Genomic DNA, 22,807 nt, shown 5'->3' with positions numbered 1-22,807 from the left:
CGTCGGTTCCATGGCCGCATCATCACCCCACACCCCCTCACGCACAACCGGTGACCGATCGGTCACGCTCCGCCGCGCCGGACCCCCGTCGCCTCGAACTCGCACCAGACGGCCTTCCCCTCGCCGCGGGACTCCACCCCCCAGTGCGAGGCCAGCGCGTCCACGAGGAGGAGCCCGCGCCCCGTGGTCGCCGATTCCCCCGGGGTACGCCGGCGCGGCCACACGCTGGAGCGGTCCTTGACCCACAGCCGAATCCGCCGGACCGGCTCCGGCAGCACCTCCATCGTCAGCACCGCGCCGCCGTCGGTGTGCAGCAGGGCGTTGACCAACAGCTCCCCGGCCGCCAGCTCCACGTCGTCGGCGAGCTCCGGCATCCCCCAGTCGCGCAGCGCCTGCCGCAGGGCGTAGCGGGCCTCCGAGAGCCCCTCCGGGTCGGCCTGGTGGATGTACTGGTGGATGCGGGGCGCGCGGTGCGTGCCCGGGTCGGGGGCCCGCCGCAGCACCAGCAGGGCCACGTCGTCGCCGGAGCCCCAGCGCTCCCAGAGCCGGTCCGAGAGGTGGTCGGCGAGGGCCTCGGCGTCCTCGGGGCCACTGCGCACCGCGTGCGCGAGCGCCTCCATGCCCTGCGTGATGGCGGTCCCGGGCTCCTCCACGAGCCCGTCGGTGCACAGTACGAGCGTCTCGCCGGGCACCAGGTCGAGGCGGGTCTCGGGGAACTCCTCCTGCTCGAACACCGAGGCCAGGCCGAGCGGCAGGCCGCCGCGCACGTTCGGCCAGCCGGTACGGCCGTCCGTGTGCCGGATCAGCGGTCCGAGGTGGCCCGCGCGGACCGCCCGTACACCTCCCGTCTCCAGGTCCACCTGCGCGTACATACAGGTCGCGAAGCGTTCCGTGTCCAGTTCGGCGAGGAAGCGGGAGGCCCTGGCCAGGACGGTGGAGGGCGGGTGCCCCTCGCCCGCGTAGGCCCGCAGCGCGATCCGCAGCTGGCCCATGATCGCCGCCGCGTGGGTGTCGTGGCCCTGTACGTCACCCACGACGATGCCGACCCGGTCGCGGGGCAGCGCGATCACGTCGTACCAGTCCCCGCCGACCTCGCGCCCGCTCCAGGCAGAGTGGTAGCGCACGGCGATCTCCCCGCCGCTGATCTCGGGGATCCGGCGCGGCAACATGGCGGCCTGGAGTCCGGTGGCGAACTCCCGTTCCTGGTCGAAGAGCAGGGCCCGCTGGAGGGACTGGGCCACGATGCCGGCCAGGCCCAGGCAGAGGTTCCGTTCCTCGGGGCTGAACTCGCTGCGCCGCCGGTAGAACAGCACCAGCCCGCCGATGGCCTTGGCCTGCGCGATCAGCGGCAGGTAGGCGGCGGCGCCGTACGGGATCCGGAGCAGGTAGTCGGCGAGCAACGGGAACTCGGTGGCGACCTCGGCCAGCGAAGTGGCGAACCGCGCCTGCCGCGTGATCACCGCGTGCGAGAGCGGCAGCGAACCGTCCAGCCGGGTGAACTGCCTCTCGCTGAGGATCTCCAGCCGCTCCCCGCTCAACGCGATGATTTTGATGGCGTCGTTCTCGACCAGCCCCAGCGCCAGTCCGTCCGCGCCGAGCCGCTCCAGCGCGCCGGCGCCGGTCAGGCTCGCCGTCACGTCGTCGACCGTCACCGCCCGCGACAGGGCCTCCGTGGTGCGCTGCACGATGGTCGCCTGATGGGCGCGCGCCGTCTCCAACTTCCGCAGCGCGGACAGGTGGGCGAGTTCGGCCGTCGCGTCCCGGACGATCCCGACGATCCGCGAGGGGCCGCCGCCCGGATCGCGCAGCACCCGGCCCTGCGTGTGCGTCCACTGGTCGCGGCCGTCCCGCCGGCGCACGGTGAAGTAGGCGCCGTACGTCTCCTCCCCGCCGGCCAGGACACCCTGCACCGTGTCCGCCAGCCGCGCGCTGTCATCGGCCGGAATCCGCAGCCCGAGGCCCTCTGGCGTGTCGTCGAACTCGTCCCGTTCCAGGTCGAAGACGACCAGACCGGGGTCGTCCAGCACCAGGACACCGGTGCCCAGGTTCCAGTCGAAGCTGCCCATGCCGTTCAAGGCAAGCCGTTCCCCGGGCCCGGTCAGGGACTCCCGTGCTTCCGGGCCGTCCGGCCCGGGTCCGTCGGATCGCTCCGCCGCTGCCAAGAGACACACACCACCTAACGGCCTGGCCAGCACGGCTGGGAAATGAGCCGCTCCCACTCCTCGTCAGGATGCCCCGGAAGGGTCCGCCCGGCCTCCCGCCAGCGCGAGAGGAGGGAAAGGTAGATCGTGTACTGCTCGCCGGAACCGGGACCGGCACCCGCACCGGCACCGGCGTTGGAGCCGGAACCGGGACCGAAGCCGGAACCCGGACCGAAGCCGGGACCGGGACCGAAGCCCGGACCGGCGGCCCCGGCCGGGGACTGTTCCCCGCGGCTCGCCGGAATCCGGACCCAGCCACGGCCGCCGCCCTGTGCTCGCTCCGCGCCCATCACGACCCCTTCTCAGCGCACTGACGTCGTTCACCGCAGATACGTCTTGGGATACCCCACGTCCGCCCGGTCGACCCGGGAACCGCCGCAGGAGCCGGACAAGGCCCCCCGGCCGGCGAGGCGCCTGAGGACTCCCTTGACCAGTCTCCCCGCCGTGAAGCCGGCGCCGTGCACGAATCGCATGGAAGGGCCGAACGAGGGAGCGGTCAGCAAACCGGCGAAGAACAGACCGGGCCACGACGACTCGAAGCGGGGGTCCAACTCCGGCGTATCGCCCCCGCCCACGGTCGCCAACGCGGCCCGCAGCCCCGCGTCGAGCAGTTCCAGTCGGCGCAGCTCCGGGACGAAGCCGGTCGCGGCGATGACGTGCGCGACATCCAGGACGACGGACTCCCCGGCCGCCGTGGTCAGCCCCAACCGGGTCCGCTCCCCGACCGCGACCGCCCGGTGCAGGTGGTGCCCGAGCAGTACGGGGACGCGTTGCTCGAAGCGGTCCCTCAACCACCACGCCCCGGCCGGTCCCAGCGCGGTGGCGGCGATCCGCTCCCGGGTCGGCGCGGGCAGCCTCCGTACCGCCCAAGGCAGCTCCGACCACACCCAGCTGCGCCAGCCGGTGCCCAGGCCGCTGTGCGGATCGCGCAAGGCGCGGGCGAGGGGCCGCTCCAGGGGCTGCGGGGCGGTGTTCCAGTTCAGCCTCGACCGCCGGGCCACCAGACACGGCCGGGCCCCCGCCTCGGCCAGCAGCGCGGCGGTCTCCAGGGCGGCCTGCCCGGCGCCGAGGACGGCGACCTCCCGGCCGGCGAAACGGGTCAGGTCGCGGTGGCCGCTGCTGTGCGAGTAGTGGGTGGGCGGGAGGTCGCGCAGGGCCGGGGGGAAGTTCACGAACGGCATCACGCCGACGGCGAGCGCGACCGCACGGGTGAGCCTCGGCGGCCCCTGCGCCGTCCTGACCACGAACCCGTCCCCGCGCGGCGCCACCTCGGTGACGGTGGCCTCCTCCACCTCGGGACCGCCGGCGTGCCGGGCGAACCAGAGCCCGTACGCGCTGAAGGTGCCGATCGGGAGCGGGCCGCCGTGCTCGGCGACCAGACCCCGGGTGGCGCAGTACTCGGCGAGGGTGTACCGCCCGCCGGGCGCCGACAGGTTGGAGGACCAGGGCTCCGACTTGAGGTACATGCCGGCGGGCATGTGGTCCCGCCAGGACGCCATGGGCCGTCCCAGGACCCGCACCCCGAGCCCCGCGGCCGCCGCGTGCGCGGCGATCGACAGCCCGTACGGTCCCGCGCCGACCACCACGAGATCGTCCATCCGCGTCATCGATGTCCTTCCCAGTCCCATGGATACCCGGCCGCATCGTCCGGGCGCGCGGCCCTCGCCCCGGCCCCGGAACGCCCCGCGCGGGGCGGGGCGGGGCCCGGGCGGTCTCACCGGTTCACCGGGTCACCAGCTCGTCCGGTTCCGCCGGGGCCTCCGGCGGCGGGGCGGTGCGGGCGGCCGGGCCGCCCGAAGCCGCCGGAGGCTGACGGTCGCGTTGACGGGGCGCCCGGACCACGGCGCGGGCGGTGCGCCGGCCCCGCGCCGGAACCCCGCGCAGCAACCCCGCCCCCTTGTCCGCGCCCCGCCCGAGGAACGCGGCCAGCATCGCCAGGAACGGCCTCGGGTCGTCTGCGGCGAACCAGGCCGCCTCCACCCGTCCCCGCCCGGAACCCCGTACCCGTCCCGGACCCGGGTCCCGCCGCGGCGCGGCGGGGGCGGTCGGGTCGACCTTCGCCGCCTCCCGTGCCCCACCCGGGCTGAACGGCAGGCGCCGCCCCCGTACGGCCGCCAGCAGCGCGTAGTTCTCGGCGACGAAGACCCGGCCGGGACCGCCGGACGGCTCCGGCACCCGCTGCCCCGTCAGGTCCATGTACATCGCCTGGACCACGTCCAGCCCGCTCGCGTCCGTGAACAGCCGGAACTGCGCGCCGGGACGCGGGTTGAAGTCCACCAACCGGAAGCAGCCCCGCTCGTCGCGGCGGAAGTCGAGGTCCAGGATGCCCTGGTAGCCCAGCCGTTCGGCGAGCCGCAGCCCCGCCTCCTCGACCTCCGGGTCGGGCAGCCACCGCCCCACCGCCGTCAGCCCGGTCCGTACCGGCCAGGACAGCTCCTTGCGGCCCGAGCCGACCAGCAGCGGGTGACCGCCCCGGGCGAAGGCGCCGTGGAAGAACCAGTCGGTGTCCGTCCCGGCCGGCAGGAACCGCTGGAGGAGCAGTCGGCTCCCCGCCTCCGCCGAGCGCTCGTACAGCCGCCGCGCCTCGGCGGCGCCGTGCACCAGCGTCGTGCTCCGCAGTCCGGCGCCCGCGGGCAGCAGCCAGGGTCGGCTCCACTTCGCGACCACCGGCAGGCCGAGCCGCCACGCGGCCTCCGCCGCCTCGGTCCCGCTCGCCGGGATCACCGTCTCGGGGTGCGGGATGTCCCAGCGCGCGCACAGGGCGGACAGTTCCGCCTTGTCGGCCACCCGGGCGGGCAGGCCGTCGGGCTGATGGGGAATCCGGTAGCGCCCGGTCAGGGTCGGCGCCGTCCGCGCCACGGCGATGGCGCTCAGGTCGTCCATCGCGACCAGGACCGCCGGGCGTCCGATCCGCTCGGACACCCCGATGAGGCACTCCGACAACGCCTCCGGCGCCTCGGGGTCCAGCCCGCCCTCGGGCCCCGGATGCGCGGCGCGCAGATACCGCGAACGTGCCATGGGACCTCCCCCGGCCTCGACGACGGCATGGACCTCCACGCCCTTGCGCCCGAGGGATCTGACGGCCCCAAGGGTTCCGTGATGGAACGGATTGCGATCGAGTCTGAGCAGAACAGCGGGCACATGGTTGGCGAACGCGTGCATGGCAGCGGTGTCTTTCACCTAGTCGGACCAAGCGGGAAGGGTACGCACCTGCGAATGGGCTACTGATGGGTCATCGGACAGGCCATTCGTCGGATGTGATGTCTAACGTCGTTGGTGACCACACCGGTTCAGGAAGCTCGGGAGACGCCATGCGCAGACCACACCGCCGACTGGCGAGCACCTGCGTCGGTGCGGTCACGGCCGGACTCCTCGCGTCGGGTGCCGCCCTGGCGGCGCCGGAGCCGCATCCGCCGGCCGGCTCCGGCTCCGACATCGCCATGGGCGCCTACCTCGACTTCGGGCCGCCGGGTGTCGCCCGGATCCCGTACCTGTCCCGCTGGCTGGGCGGCAAGGAGATCCGCGTCGGGCACACCTATCTGCCCGGCGACCGGTGGGCCGGGATCGAGGGCTCCGTCGACTTCCTGGACGACTGGGCCGAGTGGCGCCGGGCCCGGGACGACCGGATGTTGGTCCTCAACGTGCCCATGCAGGCGCGCAACGAGGACCGGGTGTCCGACTGGCAGGTGGCCCGGCTGATCAAGGCGGGCGCGCGGGGCGACTACGACGGCCACTTCCGCAAGCTCGCCGAGCGGCTGGTGGAGCTCGACGCGCCGGACACCGTGATCGTGCTCGGTTGGGAGATGAACGGGTCCACGTACACCCACCGCTGCGGCCCCGACCCCGAGAACTGGAAGGCGTACTGGAAGCGCGTGGTCAAGGCCATGCGCGCCGTGCCCGGACAGAAGTTCAAGTTCGATTTCGCCCCGAACCGGGGTTCGGACGCGATCGGCTGGACCCGGTGCTACCCGGGTGACGACGTGGTCGACATCATCGGGATGGATTCGTACGACCAGTCCCCCGGTCGGACGTTCGACGACCAGGTCACCCAGCCGTACGGGCTCCAGCAGCACGTCGACTTCGCCAAAGCACACGGCAAGCCGATCTCGTACCCGGAGTGGGGACTGTTCCGGCGCGGGGACAACCCCGAGTACGTACGCCGCATGCTCAAGTGGATCGAGCAGCACAAGCCGCTCTACCACACCATCACGGACTACTGCCCGCACGGCGTCTGGCAGTGCAAGGCGAACCCGCAGTCGGCCAAGGCCTTCCGCGCCGCCCTGACCCCGCGCAAGCCGGCCCCGGTCACCCCGACGCCGGTGGTCCCGACGCCCGTGGTCCCGACCCCGCCGGTCGTCCCGACGCCACCCGTCGTCCCCACCCCGCCCGCCGTCCCGTCGCCACCCGTCGTTCCGACGCCACCGGTGGTCCCGAGCCCCGCCGTCCCGACGCCCGCCGTGACCGAGCCGCAGACGCCGAGCCCACAGGTGCCGTCGCCGAGCCCCACCCCGACTCCCACCCCGACTCCCACACCCACTCCCACCCCGACCCCCGCCGTCCCCGCTCCGGCCGTCACGCCGGTCGTCCCCACACCCGAGGCTCCGGTGTCCGAGGCTCCGGTCCCGCTGCCGAGCACACCGGATCCCACCCCGACGAGCCCCGCCGTCCCGCCGGTCGTCCCGGCGGTCCCCGAGCCCGACCTCTCCCCCACGCCCACACCGACACCGACACCGACGCCCAAGCCCAAGCCCACGCCCAAGCCGTCCGCGGCCGTGCCGCGCCCGACGGCTCCCGCGGTGCCCGTCGTGCCCGTGGTGCCCAAGCCGAAGCCGCCCGCCGCCAACAGCACCCAGTGGTGCGTGCCCATCAACTTCGGCGAGTGGCTCTCCAAGCTCGTCGGCAACCAGGCCGTCTGCATCAAGATCGACTGGAGCAAGATCTCGCTCTGGCCGTTCTAGCCGTCCGCCCCGGCCCCGGCCGGGGCACCACCGGCACGGGCTCGGGCGCGTACCTCCTGTCATCGCACTCGCAGTTCGTTCAGCCGCGCCCGCCAGTCCCTGGCGGCCGGCAGCGCCTCGCGCAGCGCGCCCACCGCCCGCTCGCGCCCCGTGACCTGCGACTCGTGCAGTCGCAGCAGGGGCGCGAGGGCGTTGGTGGACAGCAGGAGCCGCTGGTTGACGACCCTCTCGGGCCGCCAGTGGTTCTTGTACGGCTCGTTCCCGCGCAGGAAGCTCACCACCGGACGGCCCTCGGCGACGGCGCGTCCCGTTTCGTAGCGCAGCAGCAGGGTGGCGATGTCCACCTTCCGGTCCCGGAGGTCCGGGTCGGCGCCGTAGAGGTAGCCGCCGCTCAGCGCCGCGGACAGCAGCGTGACGTTGGCGGCCACCACCTTCCCGTCCAGCCGGAACTCGGTCAGCCGCCCCTCGCCCGCCCGGACCATCCGTCGGGTCGCCCGCGTGAGGTGTTCGGCGAAGCGCGGCTTGAGGTGTTCGGGGGTCACCCCGCGGCCGCGCCACTGCTTCTCGTGCAGCCGCAGCAGCGTCCGCACGGCGTCCGGCACCTCGTCCTCGGTGACCTCGTGCTCCTCGATCCCGGCGGCGTCGGTCTTGCGGAGCTTGGCCCGGACCCGTTGGGCGCCGGACGCGGGCATGCGCTTGACGAGCTCGTCGAAGGGCAGCGTCGGCAACTCCATACAGGTGGAGTCGGCCAGCTTGGCCCGGGCCCCGGTCCACGCCTCGAAGACGGCCTCGGCCGCGGCGCCGGGCCTGACCTCGCGGAGGTCCACCACGGCGCCGCGGGCGGCCCGGTGCAGTCCGTGGGCCAGCGCCGGGACGACCTGGTCGGCGTGGTCCGGGTGCACGAGCATGTCGAAGTAGTCGGTGATCCCGCCGCCGAGCGGCACCAGCAGCGGCAGCGGCCGGTGTACGAGGGTCAGGGCGGCCGCGCCGACCAGTTCCTCGCCCCGCCGTACGAGGAGCAGCCGAAGCCTTCCCTCACGGCCGTAGGAGAGCCACCAGGAGTGCAGCCAGGCGTGGCTCTGGAAAGGGGTGGCGGTGGGGCAGGCGCGCAGGAGTCGGTTCCACTGCTCCTCCAGCGCGGCGAACTGCCGGGGATCGCGGCACAGCGTCACCGCCAGGGCCCCCGTGGAGCCCGAGGTCATCGCACGGGCTCCTTCTCCTTGACCGGGGTGGGCTCGCCCTGAGCGGGCAGCGAGGCGTACTCCTCCACGACGGTCTCGGGGGTGGCCTCGGCGCCGGCGCCGACAACCTCGGCGGCGGGTGTCCCGCGCCGTCGCCGCGCGGGCTTGGCCAGCAGCCACAACCCGCCGAGCAGGCCGCCGGCGCACAGGCCGACGGCGCCACTGACGGGCGCGGACGGCGAGGCGGGGTCGGCCGGGGCGACGGCCTGGTTGAACAGGATCAGCTGTACGCCGGTGTTCTTGGCGGCCTGATTGCTGCTCAGGGAGAGGGCGTCGGCGACCGCGTTGGCGATGTCGGCGGCCTCCGCCGGGCTCTTGGAGGTGCCGGTGATGGCGATCATCGGCGAGTCGGGCGAGGTCTCCGCGCGCACCTGCGTGCGCAGTTGCCGGGCGCCGATTCCCGCGCGGGGCTGGGCGTAGGCGAGGGTGGAGCTGCTGGTGGCGATGCGGGCGTAAGCCTGGGCGAAGCCGAGTGCGGTGGCGGGCTCGGTGGCCTCGTTGGGTACGGCGACGACGTAACTGGTGGCGGCGTACTCGGGCGCCTTGAGCACCCCGTACGCCCCGCCCGCCAGCAGCCCCAGCAGCGCGCAGGCGGGCAACGGCCACCAGGCGGGCGGGCGCGGGACCCGGACCCTGCGGCGGTGGTCGGACTTCTTCTGATCGGCGGTGTCGGCCATGTGCGTGCTCGCTTCCTGAGTGGAGGGGACTTCCTTCGGCCCCCCAACGGGGAGCCTTGCGGGGGGACTGTTCACCCGGCGTGTCCGCCGGCGCCCTTGCCCTGGTCGGGCGCGGAGAGCCAGGGGGCTTCGGCGGGGACGGTGCCGGGCGCTTCGGGGCCCGTGCCCGCGCACTGCGGAGCCTGCGGCTCCGGTGCGACCCCGGCGCACTGACGGGCCGCCGCCCCCGGCTCCTGGCGGGCCCCCCGCCCGTCCGACCCACCGAGCTGCGACAAGCCGGGTCCCACCGGCGATTGCGCGGGGGGCGGGGCGCTGTTCGGCGCATCCGGCCCAGAGCCGGCCCCCCGCCCGTTCGACCCACCGGGCGCCGGCGCGTCCAGTTCCCCCGGCGATCGCGGCGTGGCGCCCGGCCCGCGGCCTGGGGCGGGGACCGGCGCGGGGACCTGTGCGGCGCCCGGCACCGAGCCCGGCGCGGGGACCGGCGGGAGGACCGGCGCGGGGACCTCTGCGGCGCCCGGCACCGGGACCGGCACGGGGCCCGGCGGGAGGACCGGCGCGGGGACCTCTGCGGCGCCCGGCACCGGGACCGGCACGGGGCCCGGCGGGAGGACCGGCGCGGGGACCTGTGCGGTGCCCGGCACCGGGACCGGCACGGCGCCCCGGGGGGACAGGGCCGTCGCATAGACGGCCAGGAGTTCTTCCGCGCTGCGCGCGATGTCGTACCGCCGCACCACCGGAGGTACCGGCAGACGACGCGCCCCCGCCTCCATGTGGCCGCGCAGCGCCGCGACCAGCCCCTCCGTGCCCGTGCCGATGCGCCGCGCCCCCGGCGCCTGCGCCGCCGGGAGGTCGTCGATCGCCGGGCAGGTGACGTGCAGTACCGGCAGGCCGGCGGCCAGCGCCTCGACCACCGCCAGCCCGAACGCCTCCTCCCGCGACGGCGAGACGAACACGTCCATCGCCGCCAGCAGGGCCGCGACCCCGGGCGTGCGCCCGTCCGAGCCGTCCCCCAGCGGATCCCGCTCCCCCAGCAGGTGGACTCGGCCCTGCGCCCCGAGCTCCCCGGCCAGCCGCCGCAGCGCGGACCGCTCCGGACCGTCCCCGACCAGCACCAGGTGCGCTCCCGGCAGCGCGGCCACGGCCCGTACCAGTACGTCGAACCGCTTCCCCGGCACCAGCCGGCCCACCCCGCCCACCACGAACGCCCGCTCGGGCAGCCCGGTCCGGACCCGCGTGGAGCGCCGTACGCCCTCGTCGAAGCGGAAGCGGACGGCTTCGATCCCGTTCGGTACGACGTGCACCCGCTCGGCCGGCACCCCCCAGGCCTCCAGCCGGGCGGCCACCGTCTCCGAGACGGCCACCGTCGCCGCGCCGAGCCGTTCACCGGCCAGGTACAGGGCCCGTACCCCGCCGGACAACGGCCGGCCCTCGATCTCGGCCGCGCCCAGGGAGTGTTCCGTGGCGACGATCGCCCGGACCCCCGCGAGCCGGGCCGCGAGCCGCCCGTACAGGCAGGCCCGGTACAGGTGCGTGTGGACCAGGTCGTAGCGGCCGCGCCGGATGAACCGGACCAGCTTCGGCAGCGCGGCCAGGTCCCGGTTGCCGTTCATGGCGAGGTGCACGACCCGGACCCCGTCGGCCCGCAGCCCCTCGGCCACCGGACCCGGGTTGGTCAGCGTCAGCACGTCGCAGCGCATCGGCATGTGCCGCAGCAGCAACCGCAGTTGCTGTTCGGCGCCGCCCACGCCCAGTCCCGTGATGACGTGCAGTGCCTTCACCACCGCACCCCGCGCACCAGCTGCCGGCCCTGGTGGCGCAGCTGCTTGACCCGCAGCCGGGCCCCGCCGTCGGCCTGGCTGACGTGCGTGCGCGGCATGGCGTGGCGTCCCGCGAGTCGGCCGGGATCGATGGCGCAGGCGTACCCGTACCCGGCGGCCTCCGTCGCCGCCACGACCCGGGCGTCGAGGTGCCCGTACGGGTAGCAGAACCCTTCTGGCAGGGTCCCGGTCAGCTCGCGGATCAACTCCCGACTGCCGCGCAGCTCCTGCTGGAGCACGTCGTCGGTCGTGGTGGTGAGGTCCTGGTGCAGCAGCCCGTGCGAGCCGATCTCCTGACCCGACGCGGCGACTTCGCGGATGCCCTCGGCGGTGAGCAGCGGCTTGCGCGGTCCCAGCGGGTCCCACACGTTGTCGACGCCGAGCCGGCCGGGCAGCACGAACAGGGTGGAAGTGCAGTCGTAGCGGCGCAGCAGGGGCAGCGCCCGGGTCAGGAAGTCGGTGTAGCCGTCGTCGAAGGTGAGCCCGACGAGTCCGGCGTCACGCCCGGCGTCGCGGGCCCGGAGCAGTTCGCCGACGGACACCCCGCGCAGGCCCCGCGAGCGCAGCCAGAGCAGTTGGGCCTCCAGGGCGCGCGGGGTGACGGTGATCCCGTACGGGTCCTCGGCGGGGTCGGTGAACTCGGCGACGGAGTGGTACATCAGGACCCACGGTGATGCGGTCCGGCGGGTGGGCACCACCGAGGCGACGGGCGCCGTGTCGGTGTCAGCGGGCATGACGGAACCTCTGGGTGAGCTGGGAGGTGAGGTGGCTGATCTGTTCGGGCAGGGCGGTGATCTCCAGGGCCCGCATGGCCATCCCCGTGGCCCCGAACATGGCGGGGACGAGCAGGCAGCCGAGCGCGGCGCTGAGCAGCGGGTCGGGGATCATCGGTCCGGCGATCCACCCGGTGCCGCAGGCCGCGAAGGCGGCGACGGCGAGCCGGCCGATGCTGACGGCGACCCGCCGGACCTGGATGGGGACGATCCGGGAGCCGAGTCCGGTGAGGAGGAGTACGGCGGTGGTGGTGATGCCGGCGGCGTTGGCGGCGGCGATGCCGTAGGTGCCCCACCAGCCGACGGCGAAGGCACCGGCCACGATGTTGACGAGGAGCCCCGCGCCCATCGCGAGCGCGGGGAACCAGGTGGGCCGGTCGGTGGAGAAGAACGGCCTGCTCAGCGCCCCGACGAGGCAGTGGCCCAGCAGCCCGAGGCCGTAGACGCGCATGACGGAGGCGGTGGCCACGGTGTCGAGGTGGGTGAACGCGCCCCGCTCGAAGAGGACCTGGATGATCTGGGGCGCGTACCCGATGACGAGGGCGGTGCCCATCAGGACGGCGAGCGAGGCCAGTGCCAGGTCCTGCTCCACGCGCCGGCGGGCCTTCTCGCGCTCGCCGCCCGCCATGGCCTGGGCGACGACGGGGAAGGTGACGGTGCAGATCATCAGGGACAGCACCATCGGCATCTGCGCGACCTTCTGCGCGTAGTTGAGGTGCGAGATGGCGCCGGGCGGCAGGGAAGCGGCGAGGAAGCGTTCCACGAGCACCTGTGACTGGCGGAACACGGCGAAGAAGATGACGGGGGCGATCAGTCCGAAGGCGATCAGCGTCGGCCGGTCCCGGTCGCGCTGGCTGCGCATTGCCGCTTTGACGCGGTTGGGCCCGAAGCCCACGTTGCGGATGAACGCGGGGAGTTGGACGAGGACCATCAGCGCGCCGCCGACGGCGACTCCGGCGGCCGCCGCGCGCACCCCCCAGACGGCGTGCAGCACGATCATCGTGCCGATGATGCCGACGTTGTACGAGACGTAGATCGCGGCGGGTGGCAGGAACGAGCGGTGTGCGCGCAGCGCGGCGCTGAAGTACCCGGCGACCCCGAAGGTGAGCACCGTGAGTGCGGTCATCCGGGTGCACTGGACGGCGAGTTCGGGATCGGGCAGACCGGGTGCGAGCACGCTCACCACGAGCGGCGCGGCGAGGATGAGCACGGAGGCGACGGCGGCCAGGAACACGGCGAGTCGGGGCAGGGTGGCGCCGACGAGCAGCCGTACGGGGTCCTGGCTGCGGGCCTCCTTGCGGGTGAGCCCGGCCCGGCTGGCGGCCCGGCGGGCCAGGGCGTGGCTGAACGCGGGCACCATCAGCAGTGCCATGGCGTCCTCGATGAGCAGCGTGGAGGCCATCTCGGGAACGGTCCAGGCGATGAGGAAGGCGTCGCTGTCGTGGCCGGCGCCGAAGAGGTGCGCGATGGTCTGGTCCCGTACGAGGCCGAACACCGCGCCCGCCGCGGTGAGTCCGGCGGTGACGGCGGCGGCCTTGGCCAGGAACCGTCCGAGGGGGGCCGGTCCGCTCCCGCCGCGCCTCGCCTCCCGCCCGCCGGCCTCGCCCGCCGGGTCGCTCCCGACCGCGCCGCCCGGCGCCGCCGGGTCCGTCTCGGTCGCCGCCGGCTCGGTCCCGCCGGACCTGGGCAGGCGGACGCGCTCCCCGGTCGGCTCGGCGGGAGGCACGGGCGCGCGGGGCGTCGGGGGCGTCGGCTCCGGCGGACGGCCCGCGGCCGCGGCGAGGTCGGTCGCCGCGGCCGCGGGCCGCCACGGCGTCGTGTCGGTCACCGGCCGGCCGGCCCCTCGGGGGCGGGCCGGGCCGGGAGCACGGCGGTGACACCCCCGGTCCCGGACGGCAGGGCCCACCACGCCGCGAGTCCGATGATCACTCCGGTCAGCACGGTCGACGGCCCCCCGATGTCGGCGTACAGGAAGTCGGTCAGCTGCCACACGAGCAGTCCGACCGCGATCAGCCCGCAGTCGCGCACGCCGTGTTCACCGCCGGCCGCGTACCGGCGCAGCCCCGCTACGACGAGCGCGGCCCAGCCGCCCGCCAGCGCGGTCAGCCCGATCAGTCCCTGCTCGCTCAACACCAGCAGGTACATGTTGTGCGGGGACAGCAGCGGCTGCTTGACGAAGGCCTGGCCGGCGCCGGCGGTGTCGCTGCCGGAGGACAGCGCCAGCGAGGAGTGGCCGTCCCGGTTGGCGGGGAAGCCCTTGAGGCCCACCCCGGCGGCCGGCCGCTCCCGCCACATCGACTCGGCGGCGGCCCACATCGTGTACCGATCGGTGACCGACTGGTCGGGGGCGTCGGAGACCTGCGTGATCGAGGTCAGGCGTTCGGTGACCATCTCGGAGCCGACGCCGAACCCGCCGACCAGCACCACGCCCACGGCCGCCAGAGCCACCACGACCTTGAGCGCCCGCCGGACACCGGCCAGCACCATCACCAGGACCGCCGCGCCGACCGTCGCGATCCACGCGCCCCGGCTGAACGACAGCACCAGCGGCACCGTCAGGCCCGCCGCGCAGCCGGCCGCGATCCGCCGGACACGCCCGGGCAGTCCCGGCGCGAGGGCGGCGGCGGTCGCCACGACCAGCCCGTACGCGACGACCGTGGCCATGCCCATGACGTCGCCCGGGCCGAAGGTCCCCACCGCCCGGATGTCGGCTCCCTGGTACGAGGCGCCGGTGTGGGTGACGAACTGGACGACGCCCAAGGCTCCTTGGACCAGCGCCAGGACCACGAAGCACCCCGCCGCCAAGCGGAATTCCCCGGCGTCCCGCACCAGCAGCACGATCGCCGCGGGGACCAGTACGAAGACCTGGAGGTAGCGCACGAACCCGGGCAGGGCCGCGTACGGGTCCCCGGCCGTCACCGTCGCCACCGCGAGCCCCACCGCGGGCATCCCGAGGACGACGGCGCCCAGCGGGCTCAGCGGGCGCACCCGGCCCCGCAGGGCCCGCAGCGCGCAGACGGCCACGAGCAGCAGTGAGGCGGCGTCGGCCGGCCCGACCTTGCCGGAGGTGCTCGCGTCCCCCGCGGGCAGCGGGGCGAGCAGCATCAGGACGGTCGCGGCCAGCGGCAGCAGCGGCCAGTGCCGGCGCAGCGGCTGCCAGGGGAACGGGCGGCCCCGCGGGCGGGAGTTCGATACGGCGAGGGTCATGCTCAGCTGCCTCCGAGCCGGAAACGGAAGAAGGAGGCCGCGGTCCGGGCCAGGATCCACAGGTCCTGCCACAGCGACCAGGTGTCGATGTAGTGGTTGTCGAAGCGGGCCCGGTCCTCGATGGAGGTGTCCCCCCGCAGGCCGTTGATCTGCGCGAGCCCGGTGATCCCCACCGGCATCCGGTGCCGCGCCTCGTAGCCGGGGTGCAGGGTGGCGAACTTCGCGACGAAGAAAGGCCGCTCGGGGCGCGGCCCCACCAGGCTCATGTCACCCCGTACGACGTTCCACAGCTGCGGCAGCTCGTCCAGCGAGGACTTGCGCAGGAAGGAGCCGATCGGGCTCATCCGGCGGTCCCCGGCGACGGTCCACCGGGTGGCGGACTCGTGCGCGTCGGCGCTCAGGGTGCGGAACTTCAGCAGGGTGAAGGGCCGCCCGTACAGGCCGACGCGCTCTTGGCGGAAGATCACCCCCGGGCCGTCGGAGAGCCGTACGGCCAGCGCGCAGGCGCCCATCACGGGCGCGGCGGCCAACAGAGCGACCGCGGCGAGCGAGGAGTCGATGACCCGTTTCGCGTACCGCTCCAGCGGCCGGGCGGGACGCGGTAGCAGGGGCTGTACGGCGTACCCCCACAGCTGGTCGGCGGGCTCGGCCACCCGCATGCCGGTGACCTTGGCGGTGCCGGCGGGATCGGCGAGCCACAGCCGGCAGCCGTGGTCGTGGAAGAGCCTGACCAGCGAGGCGGTGCGTTCGTCGGCCTCGGGCGGCCGGGTGAACACCGCGTGGCGGACGGAGTTCTGGATGACGGCCCGCCGGACGTCCTCGTGGGTGCACAGCAGGGGCAGCGCGCCGCTCTCGGCGTCGGGCGCGGAGCCGGTGTCGGCGATCCCGACCGGGCGCAGCCCGTACTCGCGTCGGCCGTGCAGGGCCGCGGCGACGGCGCTGGCGCCCTCGCCGCGCCCGACGACCAGCGCGGAGCAGGGTCTGCGCACCGCCGCCCGGCGGCGGAGCTGGTTGACCAGCCCCCGCCCCGCGCAGGCCAGTACGGTCTGCAGGCACAGGGCGCCGAGCAGTGCCTGCCATACGAGTGCCTCCTCCGGCCGGACGGCGGCCAGGACGGCGGCGGCGCCGCACCACAGCACGGCGGCCCGCCCGGCCAATGCGGGCAGTTCGCGCAACGCGGACGGCGCGAGCCGGGGCCGGTAGAGCCCGGCCTGCGCGTGCAGCGCGGTGACCAGGACCGCGAGGGGAGCCGCGAGCGCACCGCCGATGTCCAGGCGGGGTAGGGCCACCGTGGTGAGTACGGCGGCCAGCGCGTCGACGGTCAGCAGCGGGAGGTTCCCGTCGCCGCGCCGGGCCCGCTGCGGCCGGACGGCGGGCCGGGCCTGATCGATCTTGGGCCGGCGCGGGGGGTGGATGGCGGTCACGGCACGGCGGACGGCGGTGGTGCCGCCGGCGGGCCCCGTGCCGCTCTGCCCGGTGTGCCGGGCGGGTGCGCTGTCCATCGTCATCGGCTGATGCGCTCCATGTTCAAGGGCTCGGGGGTCCCTCCGGCTGAACCGGGGGGTGAGTCCCCCGGGCGGGGCGAGGGGGCGGCCCTGCCCAGCAGTTCGTGGTAGAGGCCGGTGACCGCGTCCGCGGTCCGCCGCACGTCGAACTCGGTCCGGGCGTGTCGCAGGGCCTGCTCCCCCAGTTCGGTGAGCAGCCGCGGCTCGGCGAGCAGCCGTCCGAGGGCCTTGGCCAGCGCCGGCGGATCCTCCGCGGGCACCAGACACAGCCGTGCCTGGCCCGGCGGCAGGCTTTCCCGGGCACCGCTGACGTCGGAGACCAGGACCGGACGACCGCAGGCCATGGCTTCGAGCGGGGCGAGCGCCATTCCTTCCCACCGCGACGGCAGTACAACGATGTCGGCGGCCCGAAGCCACGGTCGGATGTCGGCGGCGGTTCCCGCGAAGTGCACGCCGGACGGCGCGGCGCGGCGCAGTGCCTCGCCGTCGGGGCCGTCGCCGACCAGGACCAACCGAGCGTCCGGGACCGTCCCCAGCACCTCCGACCAGGCGCGGAGCAGGATGTCCTGTCCCTTCTGCGGGCAGAGCCGTCCCACGCAGACGGCCAGCGGCCCGTCGCCCCGGAAGGCGGCCGGCACGGGCAGTCCGGCGCGCGCGCGGGCCCGGTCCTCGTCCCGGTCGGCTCGGCCGGGGCGGAAGTGCGAGAGGTCCACGCCGTTGCGGATCACCGACCAGCGGGCGGTGACGCCCTCCGACTCCCCGGCACGACGCTCCGATTCGCTGACGCAGAGCACCCGGTCGGCCCAGCGCGCCCCGAACCGCTCCCAGCGCAGCGCGAGTGCGGCGGTGGCCCCGCCGACGGCGTCGAAGGACCAGGCGTGGGGCTGGAAGACGGTGGGCAGCGAACCGCGCACGGCGAGCCGTCCGGCGAGGCCGGCCTTGGCGCTGTGGGCGTGCAGGAGGTCGGGGTGGACGCGGCGCACCAGCCGTAGCGCGCCGAGGACTTCGGCGGGCAGGGCCGGTCCGGGGGAACGTCTCGCGTGCCAGGTGTGGACCTCGGCCCCGGCGTCGCGGGCCGCCTCCCCCAGGGGTCCGCCGTCAGGGCAGCCGACGACGACGCGCAGCCCGGCGGCGGACTGGGCCCGCACGAGGTCGGTGACGACCCGGGCGACCCCGCCGTCGACGGGCTGGGCCAGGTGGAGGACGGTGACCGGCTCGGTGACCGGCTCGGTGGGCGGGTGCGGGGGCTGGTGCGGGGACTGTGCTGTCGAACGATGTGTCGGCACGTGGAGTGGTCTCCTGCGTTCAGCGGCGCGCGTCTGTCTGAACGAAGAGCACACCGAGGAATTGGCCCTGACTTTCGCCCGTGAACGTGAAGTCCAGACTGCGGGCGCCACCGGACAGGGCGGGGCTCAGATCGAACACGTCCGCGTCGTATCCGAGATTATTCATATATTCAGGCTGTCGCACGAACGGCGCCTGACCGAATTCCGTGATGGTGGAATTCATGACATCATTAAAAGGATTTTCTGAATCACTGATGCTGACCCGGCGGCCACTGTCGGCGGTCACCGTGAGCGAGTCCCCGAGGACTCCCCGGTCCCCGTCGTACGCGACCACCCCGACCCGCCCCGCGGACCCCGCCGGCGCGTTCAGCCCCGCCAGCTCCACCGTCCGCGCGGCCTCCCTGGCCGCCCCCGCCGCCAGACCCTCGAAGCCGTCCCACAGCGACACCCGGCGCAGCGGTTCCTGCGGTTGCTCGTACGCGGCGACGAGCGTCCAGCCACCCCAGGCGCCCGCCTCCGAGCGGCCCATGGCGATGTTCAGCTGGGCGACCGTCCACATCCCCGTGCCGCCCTTGCGGACCAGCGGGGTGACGTCCGCCGAGGCCTGGTAGGCATCGCTCGCCGCGTCGGTGCGGTGCCCCACCACGGTGTCGGCCAGCACCTCCTTGTACGCGCCGCCCGGTTCGGCGACCAGCACCCGGCCGCTGTCCTCCGGCGGTTTCTGCTCGCCCACCCGCAGGTTCCCGCCCCAGTACAACCGCGCGTAGGAGACCTTCGCCCCCTGCGGGATCTTGAGCTCGGCACGGGTCGAGTTGTAGGTGTCGGGGTCCTTGTCGACCTCCGTGTAGAACATGTCGTAGTCGCCGTTGACCCCACCCGCGCCGCGCTTGACCTCGGCACACGGCTCGGCCTGCGGGGCCTCCTCCTTGCGACAGGTGATCGAGGAGTTGGAGGCACGGACGAGGCCGCCGTGCTGCACGGCCTGGTAGCGCTGGGTGAACGGGACGCTGGGCAGCTCCCTGAACGCGGCGGCCGTCGCCCCGGCCGGCGCGGCGGCGGCACCGGCCGCGGGGACGTTCGCCGAAAGCACGAGGCAGGACAGAAGACCGAGCGCACCGAGGATTCTTCGGGGGGAACCCATGACCCTGCCTCCTATTTTCGACCAAGGGGACAAAACAGGAGTGAACTTTGTCAGAAATCAGGGCTGAAATCACGCGGGACTCGCTCGTACGGCCTTTTGGGCGATAACACGCACCCTCGGAGCGGGCGGGTCGTTATGCGGGTGCACCATTGTTCGAACCGAAAGGGAAAAGCGGATGCACGCGTGCGACCCCGACGTCCACGCCGTCACCGCCCCCGACCCCCGGGTTCGACATCACCGGGTCAACGCCCGGCGTCAACCGTGACGGCCGAAACTTCGGCATCCGGGTGAACACACGCAACCCGAGCCGGGACGGCGCCGTTGAGCCGAGTGCTCCAAGTAACGGGCAATCCTGCAAAAAAGGGACGACAATGATCAAGAAGTTTGTGGCCGGCGCAGCGGTTGCCGCCTCCGTCGTGGGCCTTGGTGCCGCCATGGCGCCGCAGGCGATGGCCATCGGCAACGACAACGGCATCAACACCGTCAACGGCAACGGCGCCTCGCAGATCTACGGCAACCAGGCCACCTACGGCAACATGAGCCCGCAGATGGCCCTGATCCAGGGCTCGTTCAACAAGCCCTGCATCGCCCTGCCGGCCAAGGCCAACGTGCAGTCGGTCCTCGCCCTGGTCAACGTCGGCGTCCAGGACGTCCCGATCCTGTCCAACCCGCAGAACCAGCAGTGCACCGAGAACTCCACCCAGGCCAAGGGCGACGAGCCGCTCTCGCACATCCTGGACAACATCCCGATCCTCTCCGGCAACGTCTCCGCCGGCAGCTGACCGCGCCCCGCGCCGGGGACGGGGCCGCCGCACCTTCGGGTCGCGGCGGCCCCGCCGCTTATGGGCCCGCTATTTCGCGGCCCGACCCGGACCCCGCCTATTCCACGCGGACAATTCGACGTCCGGACGTCGCGCGGCGGGCATCGGGGTGAAATAAACGGCCCCGCCGGGAAATATCCGGTTTCTTTTTCCGAAGCCACTCGTTGTTCATTTCGCAGTGGATACGCCTCTGCAGGAAGGATCGAAAACAAATGACGTACAAGAAGGCAGTGGTGCTGGCCGCCGGCGTTCTGATGGCCGCCGGTGCTGCCGCTCCCGCCATGGCCGACGCGAGTGCCGAGGGCGCGGCCGTGGGCTCCCCGGGTGTCCTCTCGGGCAACCTGGTCCAGGTCCCCGTGCACGTCCCGGTCAACGTCTGCGGCAACACCGTCAACGTGATCGCGCTGCTGAACCCCACGTTCGGCAACGTCTGCGTCAACGACTGACGGAGCGCGCGCGCCCGCAAGGGCACACCTCCTCGTCAGTGGCCTCGGAGTGCACGGCGGTGCACTCCGGGGCCGCTTCGAATCAGCACCGGCGAGAGCGCCGGTAGAACAGGGAAGGGCCCATGCGACAGGTACTGAGCCGACAGGTACTGGGCAAGGGGGTGCTCACGGCGGCGGCCGCTTCCAGCCTGCTGTCGATCGCCACCGGCGCTGCCTACGCGTACCCGGGAGCGATGGCCGAAGCCGCCCACTCGCCGGGTGTGGCGTCCGGCAACAGCGTCTCGGTACCGATCACCTTCGCGCCGAACGTCTGCGGCAACAGCGTGGACGGGGGTGCGGCCCTCAACCCGGCGTTCGGGAACACCTGCGCCACCACCACGGGATCTGACTCCGACTTCGACTACGGGCGCTACCTGAGCCCCGAGCACGCGAAGGCCTTCGAGCACCACCTCGACGAGCGGCAGGGGCGCCACGCGCTGCCCCGCCCACAGCACGAGGAGGAGCGGCAGGAGGAGGCGCCCCGCCCGCACGCGCCCCGCCACGCCGCCCCGCACGAGGACGGCTACGGCGGCTCCGGTACCGGCGGGAGCCGGGAAGAGGAGGAGTGCGACGACCACCCCCGCGCCGCGCACCCCGCCCCCCACCCGGCACCGCCCGGTCCCGTAGAGGAAGCGCCGCACACCCTCCCCGCTCCGGTGGACGAGTCCCCGCACACCCTCCCCGCTCCGGTGGACGAGGGTTCCGGCCCGCCGCACGGCAGCCGGGTCGTGGAGCGGCCCGCTCCGGCGCCCGCACCCGAGGTGGTCCGGCCCGCCGACCAGCCGCCGGCCGCCCCCGCCGGCGACGTCCCCGTCCACGTGCTCCCCGCACCGGCCCCGGCACCCGCCCCGGCGCCCGCGCCCGTCGTGGCCCAGCCACAGGTACGGGCGCCGGAGCTGGCGGCCACGGGAGCCGGCCGGCCCGGAGCCGCGGCGGCGCTCGCCGCGGCGTTGGTCCTGGGCGGCGCCATTCTCTACCGGCGCTCGCGTGCCGCCTGACCGGCAATACCGGTAATCAGAAGAAATATCGGCCGGAGAATCCATTGTTTGGATTCTCCGGCCGTCGCGTCGTTCGCTCGCGCGTTTCCGTATCCACCCGGACTCGTTAGTCAGGCCGAAAGCGGCGCGACGGTCGCCGCTGGAAAAGGATTTCGAAAAATGAAGTTCACGAAGGTCGCCGCTGTCGTCGCCGGCTCCGTCGCCGCTCTCGCCGCCACCGCTCCAGCCTTCGCGGCTCAGACGCCGGCCGCGCTGCCGCCCATGAGCCTGACGGGCGGGGTGACGGAGACCCTGAACGCGGTCAACCCCGTCTCCGAGGCGCTCCCCCAGACGGCGGGCAACGCCCTGGCCGAGCAGGGCGACAGCGTGGGCAAGGTCGTCGGCACCGTTCAGACGGTCAACAAGGTCCGCAACGACGCTCCCGGCGAGGTGATGAAGCTCGCGGACGGCGCCGCCCAGGCGACCCCGATGCTCGGCGGCGTCCACCTCAACGGCGGGGCCAACTGAGCCGACCGGACCGACCCGGTCCGGACATGACTGTGGGCGCCACCGGCGAGGCCGGGGCGCCCACAGTCGGATGTGCCGACGTCAGTCGTTGACGCAGACGTTGCCGAACGCCGGGTTCAGCGCGCCGATGACGTTGACGGAGTTACCACAGAGGTTGATCGGAACGTGGACCGGGACCTGGACCAGGTTCCCCGAGAGGACACCGGGGGAACCCACGGCCGCAGCCTCGGCCGAGGCGTCGGCGGAGGCGGCGCCCGCGGCACCGGCCACGGCGAGACCAGCGGAGGCCAGGGCCACGGCGGCCTTCTTGGCAGCAGAGTTCATGGGAAGTGCACCTTCTCTTCGACGTCCTGCCCCGATCTCGGGGCTCACATCGAGCGAAACGGTTCTGGTTCCCCGACGACACGGGTACGGACGGGATCAGACCTGTTCAGCCCAATAGTCGTAACCTCGCGCCGCGTCACGGCCGCACTCCACCGCCGGGCGACGACCCTTCGCGCCCCTCAGGGAAGGTCGGGCACGTCGGGGATGTCGGGGACCAGGTCGGTCGACGGCTTGACCGGACTCGCCGCCGCCGGATTGGCGGGGACCGAGGGGACGGAGACGGACGGGTTCTTCTTGGGCGTGGTGACCGGCAGGGTCGGCAGCCCGGGGATCTCCGGCAGCGTCGGGAGCTTCGGCAGCTCGATCGGCGGCAGCGTCACCCCTGCCGGCAGCAGGGCCGTCAACGACTTGAGCAGGTCCTGCAGCGTCTTGAGCAGGCCGGCGAGGAGGTCGTCGACCGGACCGGCCGCCGCGGCCTGGGCCTCGATCCCCTGGATCTGCTGCTGAACCGCCGCCACTCGACGCGTGAGCGAGGCGGAACTGTCGCCGCCCGCGGCGCCCGCGGGGGCCGCCGCGCCGGCCAGTATGACGGCGGCGAGGGCCGACGGGACAAGGACGCGGGTGCGGAACGGCTTCGTGCGCATGGGTTTCCTCACAGTGGTGGCACAGAAGTGGACCTGGGCGATCCCCCTCCTTACCCACCGTGCGAACACCTTGTACGGAGCGCAACCGGAGCGCCACGGACGGCGGCGCCCCGGACGGCCCCCACCCGCGGGTCGCCCGCTCCGGCACGCCGTCCGCGTTGCGTACGGATCTCGCGCAGACGTCCGGGGCCTCATCACCCGGGCCGGGTAAACACGCTCCGC

At 73.8% G+C, this 22,807-nt stretch carries 18 protein-coding genes and 1 pseudogene; 5 read left to right on the top strand and 14 right to left on the bottom strand.

The features are described from left to right. Nucleotides 1-62 precede the first annotated feature (62 nt). The 3 genes from ACV7NM_RS18890 to ACV7NM_RS18880 all read right to left on the bottom strand — a co-directional run bounded on the left by ACV7NM_RS18890 (nt 63) and on the right by ACV7NM_RS18880 (nt 5,219). Complete coding sequence (locus ACV7NM_RS18890) at nt 63-2,162, bottom strand: SpoIIE family protein phosphatase (RefSeq protein WP_463411362.1); 2,100 nt, start codon at nt 2,160-2,162, stop codon at nt 63-65. A gap of 359 nt (nt 2,163-2,521) precedes the next feature. Continuing rightward, the gene (locus tag ACV7NM_RS18885; RefSeq protein ID WP_463411361.1) at nt 2,522-3,799 is read right to left on the bottom strand and encodes an NAD(P)-binding domain-containing protein; all 1,278 of its coding nucleotides are present in this window, start codon (nt 3,797-3,799) and stop codon (nt 2,522-2,524) included. A 124-nt stretch (nt 3,800-3,923) separates the two neighbouring features. Further along, entirely contained in the window at nt 3,924-5,219 is a 1,296-nt protein-coding gene (locus tag ACV7NM_RS18880; RefSeq protein WP_463411360.1) for a carboxylate--amine ligase, read from the bottom strand. A 293-nt stretch (nt 5,220-5,512) separates the two neighbouring features. On the opposite strand from ACV7NM_RS18880, the gene ACV7NM_RS18875 reads away from it, so the two are divergent. Further along, complete coding sequence (locus ACV7NM_RS18875; protein ID WP_463411359.1) at nt 5,513-7,159, top strand: glycoside hydrolase family 26 protein; 1,647 nt, start codon at nt 5,513-5,515, stop codon at nt 7,157-7,159. A gap of 59 nt (nt 7,160-7,218) precedes the next feature. Here the strand turns inward: ACV7NM_RS18875 and ACV7NM_RS18870 are convergent, their stop codons facing one another. The 9 genes and pseudogenes from ACV7NM_RS18870 to ACV7NM_RS18830 form a co-directional block, all read right to left on the bottom strand. Continuing rightward, nucleotides 7,219-8,361 (bottom strand): GNAT family N-acetyltransferase, encoded by a 1,143-nt coding sequence (locus ACV7NM_RS18870; protein ID WP_463411358.1) that lies wholly within the window; start codon nt 8,359-8,361, stop codon nt 7,219-7,221. Beyond that, nucleotides 8,358-9,077, bottom strand: a complete 720-nt coding sequence (locus ACV7NM_RS18865) for a YveK family protein (RefSeq protein WP_463411357.1) — start codon at nt 9,075-9,077, stop codon at nt 8,358-8,360. Before ACV7NM_RS18865 ends, ACV7NM_RS18870 begins: the two co-directional genes overlap by 4 nt. A 668-nt stretch (nt 9,078-9,745) precedes the next feature. Next, nucleotides 9,746-10,855 (bottom strand): annotated as a pseudogene (locus ACV7NM_RS18860) (glycosyltransferase); the annotation flags it as partial. Next, complete coding sequence (locus ACV7NM_RS18855) at nt 10,852-11,628, bottom strand: polysaccharide deacetylase family protein (protein ID WP_463411356.1); 777 nt, start codon at nt 11,626-11,628, stop codon at nt 10,852-10,854. The pseudogene ACV7NM_RS18860 and the gene ACV7NM_RS18855, both read right to left, overlap by 4 nt. After that, the gene (gene murJ / locus ACV7NM_RS18850) at nt 11,618-13,393 is read right to left on the bottom strand and encodes a murein biosynthesis integral membrane protein MurJ (RefSeq protein ID WP_463413980.1); all 1,776 of its coding nucleotides are present in this window, start codon (nt 13,391-13,393) and stop codon (nt 11,618-11,620) included. The genes ACV7NM_RS18855 and murJ overlap by 11 nt, the downstream gene beginning before the upstream one ends. Nucleotides 13,394-13,491: 98 nt before the next feature. Then, nucleotides 13,492-14,874, bottom strand: coding sequence for an O-antigen ligase family protein (locus ACV7NM_RS18845; protein WP_463411355.1), 1,383 nt, complete (start codon nt 14,872-14,874; stop codon nt 13,492-13,494). A gap of 2 nt (nt 14,875-14,876) precedes the next feature. Further along, on the bottom strand, nt 14,877-16,382 hold the full coding sequence (locus ACV7NM_RS18840; RefSeq protein WP_463411354.1) for a sugar transferase: 1,506 nt from the start codon (nt 16,380-16,382) through the stop codon (nt 14,877-14,879). Continuing rightward, a complete protein-coding gene (locus ACV7NM_RS18835) occupies nt 16,379-17,575 on the bottom strand; it encodes a glycosyltransferase (protein ID WP_463413979.1) in 1,197 nt (398 codons plus the stop codon). Before ACV7NM_RS18835 ends, ACV7NM_RS18840 begins: the two co-directional genes overlap by 4 nt. 109 nt (nt 17,576-17,684) lie before the next feature. After that, a complete protein-coding gene (locus ACV7NM_RS18830) occupies nt 17,685-18,806 on the bottom strand; it encodes a DUF3344 domain-containing protein (RefSeq protein WP_463411353.1) in 1,122 nt (373 codons plus the stop codon). Nucleotides 18,807-19,177: 371 nt separating this feature from the next. Here ACV7NM_RS18830 and ACV7NM_RS18825 point away from each other — a divergent pair, with 371 nt between their 5' ends. The 4 genes from ACV7NM_RS18825 (at nt 19,178) to ACV7NM_RS18810 (ending at nt 21,617) form a co-directional block, all read left to right on the top strand. After that, nucleotides 19,178-19,588 carry a rodlin gene (locus ACV7NM_RS18825; RefSeq protein ID WP_463411352.1) on the top strand — a complete coding sequence of 137 codons (411 nt, stop codon included), beginning with the start codon at nt 19,178-19,180 and terminating at the stop codon, nt 19,586-19,588. 251 nt (nt 19,589-19,839) lie between these two features. Beyond that, nucleotides 19,840-20,073: a chaplin gene (locus ACV7NM_RS18820; RefSeq protein ID WP_136217442.1), complete on the top strand. Its 234-nt coding sequence runs from the start codon at nt 19,840-19,842 to the stop codon at nt 20,071-20,073. A 122-nt stretch (nt 20,074-20,195) separates the two neighbouring features. After that, nucleotides 20,196-21,110 (top strand): chaplin, encoded by a 915-nt coding sequence (locus ACV7NM_RS18815; protein WP_463411351.1) that lies wholly within the window; start codon nt 20,196-20,198, stop codon nt 21,108-21,110. 159 nt (nt 21,111-21,269) lie between these two features. After that, complete coding sequence (locus tag ACV7NM_RS18810; RefSeq protein WP_463411350.1) at nt 21,270-21,617, top strand: hypothetical protein; 348 nt, start codon at nt 21,270-21,272, stop codon at nt 21,615-21,617. 81 nt (nt 21,618-21,698) lie between these two features. Here the strand turns inward: ACV7NM_RS18810 and ACV7NM_RS18805 are convergent, their stop codons facing one another. Then, the gene (locus ACV7NM_RS18805; RefSeq protein WP_463411349.1) at nt 21,699-21,941 is read right to left on the bottom strand and encodes a chaplin; all 243 of its coding nucleotides are present in this window, start codon (nt 21,939-21,941) and stop codon (nt 21,699-21,701) included. 179 nt (nt 21,942-22,120) lie between these two features. After that, on the bottom strand, nt 22,121-22,585 hold the full coding sequence (locus ACV7NM_RS18800; protein ID WP_463411348.1) for a hypothetical protein: 465 nt from the start codon (nt 22,583-22,585) through the stop codon (nt 22,121-22,123). Nucleotides 22,586-22,807 lie beyond the last annotated feature (222 nt).

Source organism: Streptomyces sp. Tek67B01, from assembly GCF_055231995.1.
The sequence above is the reverse complement of the archived record's forward strand: the minus strand, read 5'-3'. Positions and strand labels throughout refer to the sequence as shown.